The organism is Paenibacillus sp. FSL H7-0703, from assembly GCF_038003485.1.
Lineage (GTDB): Bacteria > Bacillota > Bacilli > Paenibacillales > Paenibacillaceae > Paenibacillus > Paenibacillus polymyxa_B.
The window spans coordinates 2,223,327-2,238,086 of the sequence record NZ_JBBOPF010000001.1 but is presented as its reverse complement, the minus strand read 5'-3'; the positions used below and the strand labels follow the sequence as shown (position 1 = coordinate 2,238,086).

The following is a 14,760-nucleotide window of genomic DNA, read 5'->3' as shown; positions in this document are numbered from 1 at the left end:
AAGGTGGTGATACGGTCTACGCGTTCTAGTCAACGAAGAATTGGAACAATAAAAAATATCTACGAGAGGGATGAATTGAAATGAAAACAAACACAGCTAAAGTATTGAAAAAGGGAATCAGTATCGCTTTATCAGGAATGTTGGTCGCGTTATTTGTCGGCAATTATTCTGCACATGCAGCACCAGAAGTCGTTCATAAGACCATACTTGTTAAAGCTGGAGAAGTATACGATGGTAAAGGCAAGACTGTAGTCGCTGATCCCGATACCTTGGGAGACGGAAGCCAGAAAGAGGCTCAAAAGCCTATTTTCAAGCTTGAAAATAATGCAACTCTGAAAAATGTGACCATCGCTGCTCCTGCTGCGGATGGTGTGCATGTATATGGCAACGGAACTATTTCCAACGTAACGTGGGAGGATGTAGGTGAAGATGCCTTGACGCTTAAAGAACCAGGCACGGTAAACATTACGGGCGGTGGAGCGTTCCATGCGTACGATAAAGTATTCCAAATTAATGCCGAAGGCACTATTAACATAAAAAACTTTAGAGCCGATGATATCGGAAAGTTGGTTCGCCAACTTGGGGGCTCTACATTCAGAGTGAATATGACTTTGGATAACTCGGATATTTCCAATGTAAAGGATTCAATTCTGAGATCGGACGGTCCTAACAGCAAAGCTAAAATTACGAACACTCGTTATCACAATGTGAAACAATTGTTCAAAGGCTTTAAGTCTGGTAATACGAGCGAGTCCGGCAATACTCAATATTAATGGGTATAGAATAGAGTAAGGATAGGAGTATGGATGTGATAAGGGGCTGCCCAACAGGTCGCGTGATCTGCTTAGGCAAGTCCCTTTTTGGGTGCAGCGAGTTACCCCAAGATGATCTGGGCTTCGTTCGGAACGAGGACTATGATATGATCGTGCTATTACATTTTATACAAAAAAGTTGGGTGGCTATGAATCCTTTTCATCAATATGTGAATGTTGACGGTACCTTAAATGATACGCTGGTGCTGAATCGTGAGGTTTTATATACAGGTACGAATGGCCGGCATGTGGAACGTTTTTACGTGTCATCCTCTGAAAGTTATATATTTAAACCGCTAACCAACGATGGTCAGGAAGGGCGTGAGAGATGGGTGTATGAGCATGTGCTTCCTGCGTTATCACCGATCTATCCTCGATTGCTAGCCTGGTCTGATGCAGGTGCGGATGGCGGAGGAGAATGGATGGTTTTTGAGGACCTTGGTTCGTTACATCATCTACACGCAGACGAAACTTTATTGCGAGCTGTTGGACTTGTTGCATGGTGGCATGCTTTGCCGACGGATCGTTTTGCTGGGATGCCGTTACGGGGACCAAAGCCACTTATTCAGGAGATGGTTTCCGAGCTATACACGCGCAAGCCGGATGTGTTAAAGCTTTGCAGCTCACTGGGTTTATCTAAGCAACAGATGCTGCGTATATATGTACAGCTGGAGCATGTATCTTTTTCACAGCAGCTTGTACTGTCTCATGGTGATCTTCATCCGGGGAACTATGCGCTGAGCGGGGAACGGCTTATGGTACTGGATTGGGAGCATGCTCATCTGAACACACCGCTGTGGGATGTATATCACCTGATCGACATGTCCCATCCGTTGTTTCCCCGACGCATGACGTCCGAATTGCGTATTCGTATGCTGGACACATACGTGGAGCAGCTGGAGCTGTTGGGGAAAAGAGTGGATCGAACGGCATTTATGCTGGAATATGGCATGTTTGCGGTTGTATTTTCGCTCTGGATGCTGTTGTTAATCACAAGTGATTTGCAAAGGATTGGAACGAACCTGCATAGAAACGCCGACAAATGGTCAAAAGAGCAATTAGAGTCCCAGTTGGATGAAACGTTAGCCTGTTTGAACCAATGTGCAGCAATGATGGATTGGGGTCAAGCCCAACAATGTAGATAGTAGCTTAAGACATAGACTGTGTTTAGTTAGCCAAAGAAGGTAGGGAATATATCCATGAAAAAAGTCGGTTTAGTCATGAGAAAAATACAATTTGCTGAAGCACAGGGTCCACGTATTTTTGCAGAGCGTCTGAAGCAGATTGGGTTGGAATTGGGGGTGGACATCGTATTTGTATCACCGGAGCGCCATGTGAGTAGCCATGACTGGCTTCCGGGCTATGAGCACGAAAAGGGCGACCTGGTCAACTATGACGTCGTACTGGACCAACTCCATGAGCAGCAGATTGAGCACGTTATTTATACGGTATCTGGCTTTACCTATTTGAATATGTTTTTTAAAAACAGCGTGCTTTTTCCGCATAGTTTTCCTGATCCGGCGCTTACAGGCTATGAGATGATGAAGCCTTTTTATCAGATCGTGGACAAGGCTATTGTACAGACTGCCTTTCTCAAGCAGGAGATGGCTTCGAAGTTTGGCGTAACCGATGTGACAGTCATCCCGATCGGATTCAATGAGCGTCTGGTGGAAAAGCATTTTGATCCCTCGCAAGTGGTAGAGAACCGGGTGATGTGGATTGGTAGAGATGAGGAGAACCGACGTCCGGATTTGGTGCTGGAGTATGCGAGGCATAATCCTGACAAGGATGTCTATATGGTATTTGGCGGTGAACGCTACAAGGAAAGTATGAAGAAGTACGATATCCCGGACAATGTTAAACTTCAATTTGCGTTGACGCAAGATGAGGTGTTTGCACTGATGAACACGGCGAAGGTGTATTGGAGCTGCTCCAAATTCGATACATTCGCAATGCCGCTGACCGAAGCGCTCGCTATGGGGAAAATCGTCGTGAAGCCAGAGCATCCTTGCTATGGACATATCAGCTCTACGCATTCTTTTTCAGGGAATGAGAAAAACTGGTTCGAGCTGGTCAATATGGCTGCCGCCTCACCGCGTCGGGTTTCTACAGAAAATCAGGCATACGCCATGGAGCAGTTTTCAAGTCAGGTGATGAAGCAGGGCTATCGGGACTTTTTTGATCATTGGTTAAGCTGAACGGCGAGGCAAAATACTGTGGTTGCAACAAGCGTTTGAATGTCCAGAGTGAAATAAAAATAACCCGCAAGGTGGTCACTTTTTTTAAAAAATGTCCATCTTGCGGGTTACGGTTCATTGTGTTTTTTCAAAGGGGCTTTGTAGTGTTTGCAACCAGGTTGCGCCTTTTATTGGCGAATTCTTTGACTTATCGTTTGGACTTTACTGGAACCGGGGTTCCTTTTTTAAATCGAGTCGGTCTTCTCGGAATTCTGCGAATGCCGGAGTCCTCCGATTTGGAAGGTAATGCTTTATGAGTTGTTTTTGTTGACAGTTGGCTTTGGTTGGTTCTGCTGAAATCGACAGTGTAATTATCTACAGATGACTCAATGGCAAGTCGGCGCATCCCCACTCGTCTGGATGATCCGCTGCTAAAGTTCCAGCACCAGTGAAAATCATGGCTAGTATTTCTCGGAAGCCGTGTGCGGTACGTACCACGCCACGAATTGGAGTGATCTTCAGCATAATAATAGAATGTGGTTCCCCCTACAGACCCGCTCCATACTTCTCTCGTATCACCAGGTTCTATCCGATACCAGCCCATTTTAGAATAATTGGTGGGATGACAGTCGGAACTAGGATAAGCATAGGCGGCATAGATGGTGTTACTCGTGTTGTTTGTAAAAAAAAGGCTCATCATACACACTTCTTTCCTCATAAATTAGTATTGCAATGCATACTATGAGGAATTTAGAAGAAGAGAGTGGACAATATCTCTCAATCTATGAAAAATGAACCAATCGTTTACGTCCAACTTGCTAAAAGATTCTATGACTGTACCTCCGCTATCGCTTCAGGATGAGCCGCCTTGCGATCCACAATGTAGCTAACTAACATGAGTAGCAGACCGCCGACAGTGATAAGCGAAGCAACCCATGGAATAGCGGCTAGCCCCATTTGATTAATAACGACGCCCCCGATAAAAGCGCCGCCTGCGTTGCCCAGGTTCAATGCGGAATGACTGGAGGTAGAAGCAAGCAAAGGAGCCTCATAGGCCAGGTTCATGATGCGAACCTGAATACCCGGCATGATGCCGAATGCAGCAATGCCCCAGATAAAGACAGTGATGACGGCTAATACCTGGCTTTGAAGCGTAAATGTCAGAATGGCCAAAATAATAGCCAGTATAGCATAGTTTGCGATCAGAGATGGAAGTAGTTTCCAATCTGCAAGCTTGCCGCCAACGATATTGCCGATCGTTACCCCTAGGCCAAACAGGACGAGAATCCAGGTAATGCTATGTTCGGCAAAGCCACTAATGTCCGTAAGCAAAGGCGTAATGTACGTAAAGACAGTGAACAGACTACCACAACCGACTGCACCTGTGAGCAGCATCAGCAGCACTTTTGGATTAAACAGGCTTTTGACTTCTTGTTTGAGACTGGAAGGCTTGTCCTGGTGAATTACCGGAATGTAACGAATGATACCAAAGAGAGAAATCAAGCCGATGACCACAATAGCTCCAAAGGAAGCACGCCAGCCGAGTTGTTGTCCGATAAAGGTTCCAAAGGGCACACCAATAATGTTCGCCACGGTCAAACCGGTCAGCACCATAGAAATGGCACCCGCGCGCTTGTCAGGACGAACCAGTCGGGCAGCGATCAGGGAACCGGCTCCCAAAAAGGTTCCGTGCGATAATGCAGTAGCCATACGGGCCGCAATCAGAAATTCGTAATTGGGAGCAATGACGGAAAAAAGATTGCCTAAAATGAATATGGTCATTAGTAGGCATAGCAGCTTTTTCTGCGGAACCTTATGGGTTAATACAGTAAGCACAGGCGCACCAATGGCTACACCAAGCGCGTAACTGGTGATTAACTGCCCGGCTTGCGGAATCGTAACATGAAGATCATGGGCTACATTGGGCAGTAGTCCCATAATGACGAATTCGGTCATGCCGATGGCGAAGGCACCAAGGGTCAACCATAGCAAGGAGGGGGGGAAGCGATTTGCTGTCATATTTTCTTGATTACTCATAAGTGTCTTGTATCCTCCTGGAAAAATAGTAATGCGAGTATATCATTACAGGCGATATCTGGCGACCCATTTTGCAAGAATTTTACATACTAAGTTGATGAGTTTTATGTAATTTACAAAAGCGACAGGTAGGAAGGAGCCAAGTATGTTATTTTGGTAGTATGATATTAAGATCGTAAATAACGCTGTAAGGAACGATCTAAGGAGGATACAACGATGGCACCTAAAGTGGTACATAGTATTACAGATTTAATAGGAGATACACCTTGTGTAAGACTCCAACGGCTCACAGGGCCGCAGGATGCGGAAGTGTATGTGAAGCTGGAGTATTTTAATCCAAGCGGCAGTGTTAAAGATCGGGCGGCGGGCAACCTGATTGCCGAGGCGGAAAAGGCAGGACATCTAAAGCCGGGAGGCACCATTATTGAGCCGACGAGTGGCAACACGGGAATTGGTCTTGCGATGAATGCGGCAGCCCGAGGTTACCGTGCAATTTTGGTGATGCCCTCGAATATGACGAAGGAACGGATCAATATTTTGAAAGCCTACGGGGCTGAAGTCGTACTGACACCAGCGGAAGAACGGATGCCAGGAGCGATTCGCAAGGCACTCGAATTGGGGGCTGAAATTGAAGGGAGCTTTATCCCGCATCAATTTGAAAATGAGGCAAATCCCGATATCCACCGCACGACGACGGCACTGGAAATTTTGGAACAGACGGAAGGGAAGCTGGATGTGTTCGTCGCTTCTTCGGGAACGGGCGGTACCATTACGGGAACAGGTGAAGTGCTGCGTCAGCATTTGCCGGATCTGCGGATTGTTGTAGTTGAGCCGAAGGGTTCGCCAGTGCTATCTGGAGGAAAACCCGGTCCACATAAGCTGGTTGGCACCAGTCCAGGCTTTGTTCCCACCGTGCTGAATACGGAAGTGTATGACGAAATCGTGCAGGTTTCCGATGAGGATGCGATTGCAATGACACGAGCGATTGCTGCCCAGGAAGGGATTCTGGTTGGTCCCTCTAGTGGAGCTACGATATGGACGGCGATTCAGGAAGCGCGGCGTTTGGGAGCAGGCAAACGGGTACTTTGCATTGCCCCGGATACCGGAGAACGTTATCTGAGCATGGGGATATTCGGATAAAAAGATGTGGATGGGGACCAAAGTGATACACGACCGTAGGTAAGTGGTAAAATAGGTGTGTGATAGCGGTTCCACGAACTATTCATATGTGGATGAAGCAGGGAATATTTTGAGGGTTGAAGGAGGAGCAGCATGAAGATTATGCCTTTACAGAAACGTGGAATCTCCGATAGTCGGCTGGCGCTCGGTTGTATGCCTTTTGGTGGAGAATGGAGCCATGCACCGTTTACGCAGGAGCATGTCGTTGAAGCGGAAAGAGCTGTAGAAGCTGCACAATCCATTGGGATTACGATGTTCGATCATGCGGATATCTATCGTATGGGGAAAGCGGAAGAGATTTTCGGCCGGATTTTAAAGGGACAGCCGGGCTTGCGTGAACAAATCGTAATTCAGTCCAAATGCGGCATTTTTCTGCCAGATGGTACGCTCCCGGGCCGTTTTGATTTCTCATATGCTCATATTATGGAGTCCGTGGATGGTATCCTGAAGCGTCTGGGTACGGAATATTTGGACATCCTGTTGCTGCATCGCCCTGATCCGCTGGTAGAGCCGGAAGAAGTAGCGAAGGCGTTCAGCGAGCTTAAGACATCTGGCAAAGTACGGCATTTTGGCGTTTCCAATATGAATGTAAGCCAAATTCGGTTTCTGGAACGGAGCCTAACGGAGCCGCTGATCGCTAATCAGCTGGAAATGAGCCTGGCCCATCTGCATTTTGTAGATCAGACGGTACATGTGAACCAGCAGGCAGGGACAAATGTACATTTTGGCGAAGGTTTGCTGGAATATTGCCAAACCGAGGATATTCAGCTCCAAGCCTGGGGCCCGCTGGCGCAGGGACGTTTTAGCGGAGGTTCTTTGAAAGGGGAGCCTGAGCATGTCGTTAAGACGGCAGAGCTGGTGCAGAAGCTGGCTTCTGAAAGGGAAACGACACGTGAAGCGATCGTCCTTGGCTGGCTTATGAAACATCCGGCACGGATTCAGCCTGTCCTTGGCAGCGCCAATCCTGAACGAATCAAGGCATGTCAGGATGCGGAACGCCAGAGCGAGCTGATGACCCGTGAGGAATGGTACGAATTGTACGTCAGTGCGCGCGGACAAGCCTTGCCATAAACTCGTACTGCGGACCCGTTTGTTACAGCAGGCGTATGTGGGCGTAAGTGTATGACCTTGTTTATACGAACCGTAGTTAAATAGGCCCTCCCTTCGTCTCTTTAACAGACGGAGGGAGGGCCTATTTACATGGATGCATCTCATATTGCCTGAGTAGCTATTCCTCTTCGTAGCGTGCAAGGGCCTTGGCCGTTGTTTCCTTCATTCGTGAGATCAGCCGGGAGCCTTGGACGACCTTGACACGTTTGCCAAGGAAACGGATTTTGGATAGCACATATTCACATTCGTCTGCCTGGAAGATGAGCGTAATACGATAGGTATCTGCTTCCTGAACATATTCGACCTCTTTTTCAAAGCAGGAAAAAGCATATAAAATACGAGACATTTCACCGTTGTATATGGGAATAATTTCGATGATGCCTTGCTCTTTGCGCGACTCCAGTATATCGAGTATACGTTGGGTGAATTTTTCGGCCTCTTCGGGTAGAAGCTCATCTTCCGTGATGTTCACGATATTAGACAGCTTGGTAGACATGAGCGCGCGGTGTCTGCGGTTATACCACAGCAGGCTCCATTCTTTTTTGACCATGGAGAACTCCAGCTTATATGGAAAACCGGACATTCGCTCATGCATGCGTCCGTTGCGCAGTTTGTAGGTCATACAGATGCCTGAACGGGACCGCAGAATGGGACGCAATTCACGTAGGAGTGGATGATATACCGAGACAGCAGGGATACCTGCTTTTTCCCGCAAACTTCCATCGGCCTCCAGCGGCTCGTCGTCTGCGAGCATCTGTCGAAGCTTGTCAAGCGTAGACGGGGTGAAAGCCTCTATTGCTGCCGAGTCTGTCAGCATAGATTGGAGCCAGACTCTTTCCTGTGATGTGGTAGCAAAAGCGCCCGATTCATCCAGCCGAGAGACGATCTGATAGTTAAATATTTTCTCGAACAGGCTCATAATAGGCTTGCAGCTCCTTCCATTCCTGTCTGAATTCCTTACGCAGCCGCTGGGGCTCCAATACCTCACAGCTTGATCCGAAGCTGCGAATCCACGGCTTAATCTCGGTGATTCCATTCACTGTGATTTCATAGATAAAGGATTCACTTTCTTCCTCCGCAATCGTACCCCACTGTCCCTGTGACAGCACACGTTCCCGAATAAAGTTGCGCTTCGCGCCCTCAGGATTAAAAAAACGTACCCGTACCTTCACAGGGCGACCGGTATCAACAAGCCAGCTGTACCGCATTTTTTCTTCCAACACCGCTAGCAGATCGGCATGAAACTGCTCTGGTACAGGCTTGCCCTCCACCAATTGAGTCATGCCCTCCATACGAAACTTCATGATTCCTTTACCGCCTACATGACCAAGAACATACCAACGTCCATATTGATGATCATAGATGACTTGCAGGGGAAGAATGGTATGTTCACGGCCCTCCGTCTCTTTTTCAAACAGCGGGTTTGTGTTCTGTGACCCGTACATGCTTCGTTTGGATGTTGAAAAATATAAAAAAGTTACACAGCGACGTTGCCGAATGGCATGCAGAAGCGGATGAATATGGGCTTCGTCCAGAATGCGTGAATAATAGTGGTATTTATATAAAAAAGGTTCGGCCATATCCCGATCTCCGAGCTGACGGCGCATAGCTTTTTTTAGATGATCTCGCAACAGATATCCCTGAACAGAGGGAAGCTGGGTGTTGGCCATAATGTCTACAAAATCATATAAGTCCAGTAATTCCTCGTCCGTCAGTCCTGTCACCAGATCGTTGCGGACAGCATAGCGGTAAGGTCTGCCGCCGGGTTCCTTGCGAACTACGCCGACTTCGACCAGATATTTCAGATCGGAACGAATCGTTTTTTCATCCGGCAGCGAGCTGTCGGAAGGCAGCCCGTTGCAGCAAGCATCCAGCAATTCCATAGTGGTCAGAGGCTGTGACTGTAGCGCTGTCAGCAGAAGAGATAAGCGGACGGTTTCTGATTCCTTGAGCGATTTGGCCCGAAACAAGAATAATAGTAATGGATCAGCGGATTCGTAATAATTAAAGCGCAGCATCTCATTAAAATCTTGTCCCTGGTCCTCAGGCAACTGCTGTTGTACGGATTGGACGATTTCCTTGAGACGCCGGATTGTTTTATCAAAGGTATGCACTGAAATGCCCAGTCTGTCTGCAAATTGCTGCCGATTATAAGCGCCGCTGGTCAGTGTGAGCATGCGCAGGAATTGAATTTCTTTATCAAAACTCTCTCTCGCCATGATGCATTCCCCGTTTCTGTTGCCGTTCTCCGAAAGCAAGTATCCCTTTATTCTAACAGGGAAGGGATGCAGGAAAAAGGGAATTTATTCATCTTTGTAATACTTTCACCATGTTCACGACTTCCAAAATAAAGCATCATAGGGATATAAGATAGCACGATGAATTAAGAAGCAATACATAACAGAAGGGTGATGCAACATGTTTGGACGGGAGAGGAAACGGCTATGCGTCTTCGCCGCTTATTAATAGATGAAACGGATGAGTCGATTAGAGAACAGATTCGGGAAATACTATAAAGGATTTGGGGAGGGAACAACATGACAGATGTGAAGCATGGACAGGGTTTCATTCAACCAGAAATGCGCGAAACAATTTTGCGTGAGCTGCGCGCGTTGGAGCAGGAGGAGCAAATACGTATTATATACGCCTGTGAATCAGGCAGTCGGGCATGGGGGTTTCCTTCACAGGACAGTGACTATGATGTACGATTTATCTATGTAAGACCCATAGAATGGTATTTGTCTATTTTTGATAAGCGGGATGTGATTGAGCGGCCAATCAGCAATTTGCTGGATATGAACGGCTGGGATTTGAAAAAGGCACTCCATTTGTTTCGCAAATCCAATCCGCCTTTGCTGGAATGGCTGCAATCTCCGATTCCCTATCTGGAGCAGTATTCAGTGGCTGACCAGATTCGTGCGATATCGCCGTTAACCTTCTCTCCGAAGTCCTGTATGTACCATTATCTGAATATGGCGCGAGGAAACTATCGGGATTATTTGCAAGGAGAGCAGGTGAAGATTAAAAAGTATTTTTACGTGCTGCGCCCCCTGCTGGCCTGTGGCTGGATTGAACGTTACAACAGCATGCCTCCGATTGAATTTGGAGACTTGCTAGAGGAATTAATTCCGTCAGATACAGAACTTTATCAGGTGATCGGGCATTTGCTGCAACGTAAAAAAGCGGGCGAGGAACTGGATATTGAGCCACAGCTTTCGGTGGTGAATGATTTTATCCAGCAGCAAATTGCCTATTTTGAACAAAAGGCGCTCTTGCTTCAGCATGTGGAGAGTGGACGGGATCAGCAGTTGGATGATTTGTTCCGCGCTGCGGTGAATGAAGTATGGAAAGCATAAGCTGGGAAGGAGAAGTGGAGTATGCACATCACGCTAAAAGCAACCGGAACCCATGCAGGGATGATTTCGCATTTGCTTGCTAAGAATCCTTACAATACGTATGATCGCACAGAAAAAGGCGCACGTGTACGCATGGTGTACACCGTTTTTACCGAGGAAGAGGCTGAGATCGTCATTCAGGCCTCGCCAGATTCGATTGATTTGGTCAAAAACAGTCCAGACAGCTATGACATTACACAATATATTAATGACCGGGAGTTTGTAACCAGCAGCTTATTTTGCACTTATATTCGTGGCTCGCTTGGCACGGCCCTGAACGGCAAACCCAAGGAAGACTATGTAGGATGGGTGACGCACCCTTTTTCGCTGGAGTTATCGTTTGGGCCCGTTGCTTCGGATTTGCCGGATTCTGTGGTGGAGGGACTATTTGCTCCGCTGGGTTATCATGTGGCCATAGAACGAGGGGAAGCGGACTATTCTTTTCAGCTAAAAAATCGAAGCACCGTCAGATATGTCACGTTAAGTGGTCATCAGACGGTGCAGTATGCGCTTCGTCAGTTATTGCTGTTGATTCCGGTGCTGGATAATTATAAGCACTACTATATTAGTGAAGAAGAGTTTGACAAGCTGAGACGTTACGGTGAGGGCTGGCTGCCAGAGCATCCACTACGCGAGCTGATCATTCGACGCACGCTTCGTTTTACCAATCTGATTGAGCGATTTGAGCAATCTGATTCTGCTGAAACAACAGGTACAAAAAAATACATTGAAAAGGATACTGTCCAAGCTCAAAAGGATAAGCACGAACAGGTTCAACAGCAAGAACAGCCACAGGAGGAAGGGAAGCAGCAGCCTACTGTACGGCTGAATGAACTGCGATACCAAGCCATTATGGACGTGATTCGTAAGCTGCCTCGCAGACAGAAAATCGTAGATTTTGGTTCAGGGGAAGGGAAGCTTTCGGCTCGGCTGGCTCGAATGACGGGCGTTGAAGAGATTTGGGCTGTCGAGCCGTCTGCGTATGCACAGGTGAGAGCCATGGAGCGTTTTGCCAAGCTGGAAAGGCATGCCGACGCGATCAGTCCTACACCCATGATGGGCTCTCTCTTTTATTATGATGAACAATTGCGGGGCAAAGATGTGATGATTCTATGTGAGGTCATTGAGCACGTGGATGAGCATCGTCTGAACCGGGTGATGAAGACGATTGTGACGGAGTATCAGCCAGGCGTGCTGATCGTGACGACTCCCAATCGTGAATATAATGAAGTGTATCGTATGAATCAGCAAGAGCTGCGGCATGGCGATCATCGTTTTGAATGGAGTAGAAGCGAGTTTCAGGAACGATGTGAGCAGTGGATTGCGGAAGCTCCTTATTCGGTAGCGCTGAAGGGGATCGGAGAAGAGGTCGAAGGCTTTGGAAAACCGACCCAAATGGCTATATTTACGCGCAGAAAGGAGCAGAAGGAAGCATGAGCAATTCATCCAAACGTACGATTCATTTACCACATGCTGGACTGGTTGTGTTGGTTGGGGCCTCCAACAGTGGCAAAACCACATTATTGGACAGGCTGGTGAGCGAAGGGATTCTATTGGAGACAGAAGTGGTATCCTCGGATCATTTTCGCAAGCTGGTCGGAGATACGGAATTTATAGACTGGAGTGGACTTCCCAGGCTGGAATCGGACGTACTGTTCTATGAGTATCAGCAAATGTCAGCCAAGGCGTTTGAGGCGATGGATACGATTCTGGCTATGCGCTGTCGCTTGAATAAGCTGACGGTTGTGGATGCCACTCATTTGTACGCTGAGGATCGTCAAAAATATGTACAGCTGGCAGCCAAGGCGCATGTTCCTGTTATGGCCTGGGTACTGGATGTACCCGAAGCTGTGCTGCTGGATCGGGATTTAGGCAGGGAGCATCCGCGTGGCCGCCAACGGGTCAAGCAGCAGGCACAGCTGTTAAAGCGGAACCTGCGTGGTATCCGCGAGGAAGGCTTTAACGCTTGCTATATCCTTAAGGATATAGAAGAAATGAGCTTTGTTCGCCGTGCGCAGCCACTATTTCATGAGATTGGCTCAGGTATTGACATCATTGGTGATATCCATGGGTGCTACCGTGAGATGCTGGAAGTGATAGAGCAGCTAGGATATACGGAAGATACGGAAGGACTATACCATCATCCAGATGGCAGAAGACTGGTATCTGTCGGGGACGTAATGAGCCGTGGCCCAGAATCGTTACAAGCGGTGCAGTTCTGGAAAAAGCACGTGGATGCCGGACTAGCGTACATGATTGACAGTAATCATGGCTGGAAAATCGGCCGTTACCTTGATGGGAGAAAGGTGACTCTCAGTCATGGGGATGAACGATTTGCAGAGGAACTGACCCAGTATGAACAAAAAGCGGGCAAGGCAGCGGCGGAACAGCTTAGAAGCGAGTTGAGGGATTTTCTGCTACATGCACCCTCTCATCTTATTTTTGGCAGAAATGGATTGCGACACGTGGTCGTGGCTCATGCCGGGATTAAGGATCATTTTATTGGCAAACAGTCGGCACGTATTTCTGATTATTGCCGCTATGGAGATACGGAAGGGCAGGATGCGAACGGAAAACCGATCCGCAAGGATTGGTTCGTAGACCATGAATCAGGAGAAATAGTAGTATGGGGACATGATCCGAGACCGCAGCCTACCCTTGTGAACCAGACGGTGAATATTGATCAGGGTGTGGTATTTGGCGGTATGCTGACCGCTTATCGTTATCCAGAAAAGGAATTTGTCAGCGTTCCGGCACATGAGAATTATGCGAATGATCCCGATAGCCCACTTGTCCGGTGGCAGAGAAAACGGTTTTCCCCGCCGAATTTACGCAAGCTCATCGCCGGCTATAGTGTGTTGACGGAATCGTATGGCGAAGTGCGCGTGCAAGGAGAATGGATCAAATCCGCTATAGATACCGTGTCACATGTGACTGTACCCATGGAGGAGCTGGTGTATATTCCACCAACCATGAGTCCTGCTCCAGCGGTGTCTGCAGAGGAAGGATATCTGGAGCATCCACGTGAGGCGCTGGCTTATTATCGCGGGCAAGGAGTACAAACGATGGTGGCCGAGAAAAAACATATGGGTAGCCGAGCGATTCTACTATTATTCAAAAACGAACAGGCTGCTGTTGAATATGTGGGGTACCCGACATTGGGCACGATCTACAGTCGGAGTGGGAGAGCTTTCTTTGAACAAAGCCTTGGGAAGCAAGTGCTGGAGAAGCTGAATGTGGATCTACGAACTGCTGGATATTTTGATCGGAACCAGACGGATTTTGTGTTGCTGGATGCGGAAATTGTACCGTGGAATCTCAAGGCTCGGGAACTGATTGCTGCACAGTATGCCCATGTGGGGGAAGCAGCTCTGCTGGATCGCAGTAAGCTGGTAGACAAGCTGAAGCAGGCAGAGGTTGCAGGCCGAGAGGTTGGAGACTGGTTGGAGGAAATGGAGCAGAAGTACGCGAATGCCGTAACCTTTCAAGAGGCTTTTCAAAAATATTGCTGGGATGTGGACGGTCTGGATGAAATTCGTATCGCACCGTTCCATACGCTGGCACACAGCGGAAAGACTTTTTTCGACCATTCTCATATTTGGCATATGGAGCAAAACCGTGAGCTGGCTGGGCTGTCTTCCCTGTTTATGGAGACAGAGTATCGTGTCATCACGGACGAAGCAAGCGAGGAAGAGGTCATTCGCTGGTGGAACGAGATGACAGAGGATGGTCATGAGGGGATTGTGATCAAACCGGAACGCTTTTTGATGAAAAATCGGGACAAGATGATTCAGCCTGCAATCAAGGTGAGAGGCCGCAAGTATTTGCACATCATTTACGGTATGGATTATCTTGTCCCTGAGAATTTAAAGCGTCTGAAGCAGCGTCGAACGAACAAAAAGGAGCGTCATGCCCTGATGGAAGGAGCGCTTGGTGTGGAAGGCGTGGAACGTTTTGTCCGCAAGGATACGGTAGATCGTATTCATGAATGCGTCCTTGCCGCGCTATCGCTGGAATCGGAGCCGATTGATCCGAGATTGTAGTTTGCGA

The 14,760-nt window shown here is 47.9% G+C and carries 12 protein-coding genes; 8 read left to right on the top strand and 4 right to left on the bottom strand.

Features of this window, described 5'->3' with window-relative positions:
* Nucleotides 1–80: 80 nt before the first annotated feature.
* From MHB46_RS09685 to MHB46_RS09675, 3 genes are all read left to right on the top strand, one after another.
* The gene (locus MHB46_RS09685; protein ID WP_061830632.1) at nt 81–773 is read left to right on the top strand and encodes a pectate lyase; all 693 of its coding nucleotides are present in this window, start codon (nt 81–83) and stop codon (nt 771–773) included.
* Between the two features lie 146 nt (nt 774–919).
* Nucleotides 920–1,957 carry an aminoglycoside phosphotransferase family protein gene (locus MHB46_RS09680; RefSeq protein WP_341163719.1) on the top strand — a complete coding sequence of 346 codons (1,038 nt, stop codon included), beginning with the start codon at nt 920–922 and terminating at the stop codon, nt 1,955–1,957.
* Between the two features lie 54 nt (nt 1,958–2,011).
* Nucleotides 2,012–3,010, top strand: coding sequence for a glycosyltransferase (locus MHB46_RS09675; RefSeq protein ID WP_025721310.1), 999 nt, complete (start codon nt 2,012–2,014; stop codon nt 3,008–3,010).
* Nucleotides 3,011–3,197: 187 nt separating this feature from the next.
* Here MHB46_RS09675 and MHB46_RS09670 read toward each other — a convergent pair whose 3' ends face one another.
* Entirely contained in the window at nt 3,198–3,689 is a 492-nt protein-coding gene (locus tag MHB46_RS09670; protein WP_341162196.1) for a DUF1036 domain-containing protein, read from the bottom strand.
* A gap of 128 nt (nt 3,690–3,817) precedes the next feature.
* Nucleotides 3,818–5,026, bottom strand: coding sequence for an MFS transporter (locus MHB46_RS09665; protein ID WP_341162195.1), 1,209 nt, complete (start codon nt 5,024–5,026; stop codon nt 3,818–3,820).
* Nucleotides 5,027–5,242: 216 nt separating this feature from the next.
* Between MHB46_RS09665 and cysK the strand changes: the two genes are divergently transcribed.
* Together cysK and MHB46_RS09655 are read left to right on the top strand one after the other, a co-directional pair.
* Nucleotides 5,243–6,166, top strand: a complete 924-nt coding sequence (gene cysK, locus MHB46_RS09660; RefSeq protein WP_028542041.1) for a cysteine synthase A — start codon at nt 5,243–5,245, stop codon at nt 6,164–6,166.
* Between the two features lie 132 nt (nt 6,167–6,298).
* Nucleotides 6,299–7,276 (top strand): aldo/keto reductase, encoded by a 978-nt coding sequence (locus tag MHB46_RS09655; protein WP_341162194.1) that lies wholly within the window; start codon nt 6,299–6,301, stop codon nt 7,274–7,276.
* 157 nt (nt 7,277–7,433) lie between these two features.
* On the opposite strand, the gene MHB46_RS09650 is transcribed toward MHB46_RS09655, so the two are convergent.
* Nucleotides 7,434–8,234 carry a WYL domain-containing protein gene (locus tag MHB46_RS09650; protein ID WP_341162193.1) on the bottom strand — a complete coding sequence of 267 codons (801 nt, stop codon included), beginning with the start codon at nt 8,232–8,234 and terminating at the stop codon, nt 7,434–7,436.
* The gene (locus tag MHB46_RS09645; RefSeq protein WP_341162192.1) at nt 8,209–9,534 is read right to left on the bottom strand and encodes a helix-turn-helix transcriptional regulator; all 1,326 of its coding nucleotides are present in this window, start codon (nt 9,532–9,534) and stop codon (nt 8,209–8,211) included. The genes MHB46_RS09650 and MHB46_RS09645 overlap by 26 nt, the downstream gene beginning before the upstream one ends.
* A 318-nt stretch (nt 9,535–9,852) precedes the next feature.
* Between MHB46_RS09645 and MHB46_RS09640 the strand changes: the two genes are divergently transcribed.
* Genes MHB46_RS09640 through MHB46_RS09630 form a run of 3 tightly spaced genes read left to right on the top strand, consistent with a single transcriptional unit; the run spans nt 9,853 to nt 14,753 of the window.
* Nucleotides 9,853–10,671: a nucleotidyltransferase domain-containing protein gene (locus MHB46_RS09640; protein ID WP_341162191.1), complete on the top strand. Its 819-nt coding sequence runs from the start codon at nt 9,853–9,855 to the stop codon at nt 10,669–10,671.
* Nucleotides 10,672–10,692: 21 nt separating this feature from the next.
* Nucleotides 10,693–12,147 carry a 3' terminal RNA ribose 2'-O-methyltransferase Hen1 gene (locus MHB46_RS09635; protein WP_341057982.1) on the top strand — a complete coding sequence of 485 codons (1,455 nt, stop codon included), beginning with the start codon at nt 10,693–10,695 and terminating at the stop codon, nt 12,145–12,147.
* Nucleotides 12,144–14,753 carry a polynucleotide kinase-phosphatase gene (locus tag MHB46_RS09630; protein WP_341162190.1) on the top strand — a complete coding sequence of 870 codons (2,610 nt, stop codon included), beginning with the start codon at nt 12,144–12,146 and terminating at the stop codon, nt 14,751–14,753. The genes MHB46_RS09635 and MHB46_RS09630 overlap by 4 nt, the downstream gene beginning before the upstream one ends.
* The last annotated feature ends 7 nt before the right edge of the window (nt 14,754–14,760 follow it).

Excerpts from the sequence above, each read along its gene's own strand:
- MHB46_RS09685 (WP_061830632.1), top strand. The coding sequence starts at position 81 with ATGAAAACAAACACAGCTAAAGTATTGAAAAAGGGAATCAGTATCGCT.
- MHB46_RS09680 (WP_341163719.1), top strand. The coding sequence starts at position 920 with ATGATCGTGCTATTACATTTTATACAAAAAAGTTGGGTGGCTATGAAT.
- MHB46_RS09675 (WP_025721310.1), top strand. The coding sequence starts at position 2,012 with ATGAAAAAAGTCGGTTTAGTCATGAGAAAAATACAATTTGCTGAAGCA.
- MHB46_RS09670 (WP_341162196.1), bottom strand. The coding sequence starts at position 3,689 with ATGATGAGCCTTTTTTTTACAAACAACACGAGTAACACCATCTATGCC.
- MHB46_RS09665 (WP_341162195.1), bottom strand. The coding sequence starts at position 5,026 with ATGAGTAATCAAGAAAATATGACAGCAAATCGCTTCCCCCCCTCCTTG.
- cysK (WP_028542041.1), top strand. The coding sequence starts at position 5,243 with ATGGCACCTAAAGTGGTACATAGTATTACAGATTTAATAGGAGATACA.
- MHB46_RS09655 (WP_341162194.1), top strand. The coding sequence starts at position 6,299 with ATGAAGATTATGCCTTTACAGAAACGTGGAATCTCCGATAGTCGGCTG.
- MHB46_RS09650 (WP_341162193.1), bottom strand. The coding sequence starts at position 8,234 with ATGAGCCTGTTCGAGAAAATATTTAACTATCAGATCGTCTCTCGGCTG.
- MHB46_RS09645 (WP_341162192.1), bottom strand. The coding sequence starts at position 9,534 with ATGGCGAGAGAGAGTTTTGATAAAGAAATTCAATTCCTGCGCATGCTC.
- MHB46_RS09640 (WP_341162191.1), top strand. The coding sequence starts at position 9,853 with ATGACAGATGTGAAGCATGGACAGGGTTTCATTCAACCAGAAATGCGC.
- MHB46_RS09635 (WP_341057982.1), top strand. The coding sequence starts at position 10,693 with ATGCACATCACGCTAAAAGCAACCGGAACCCATGCAGGGATGATTTCG.
- MHB46_RS09630 (WP_341162190.1), top strand. The coding sequence starts at position 12,144 with ATGAGCAATTCATCCAAACGTACGATTCATTTACCACATGCTGGACTG.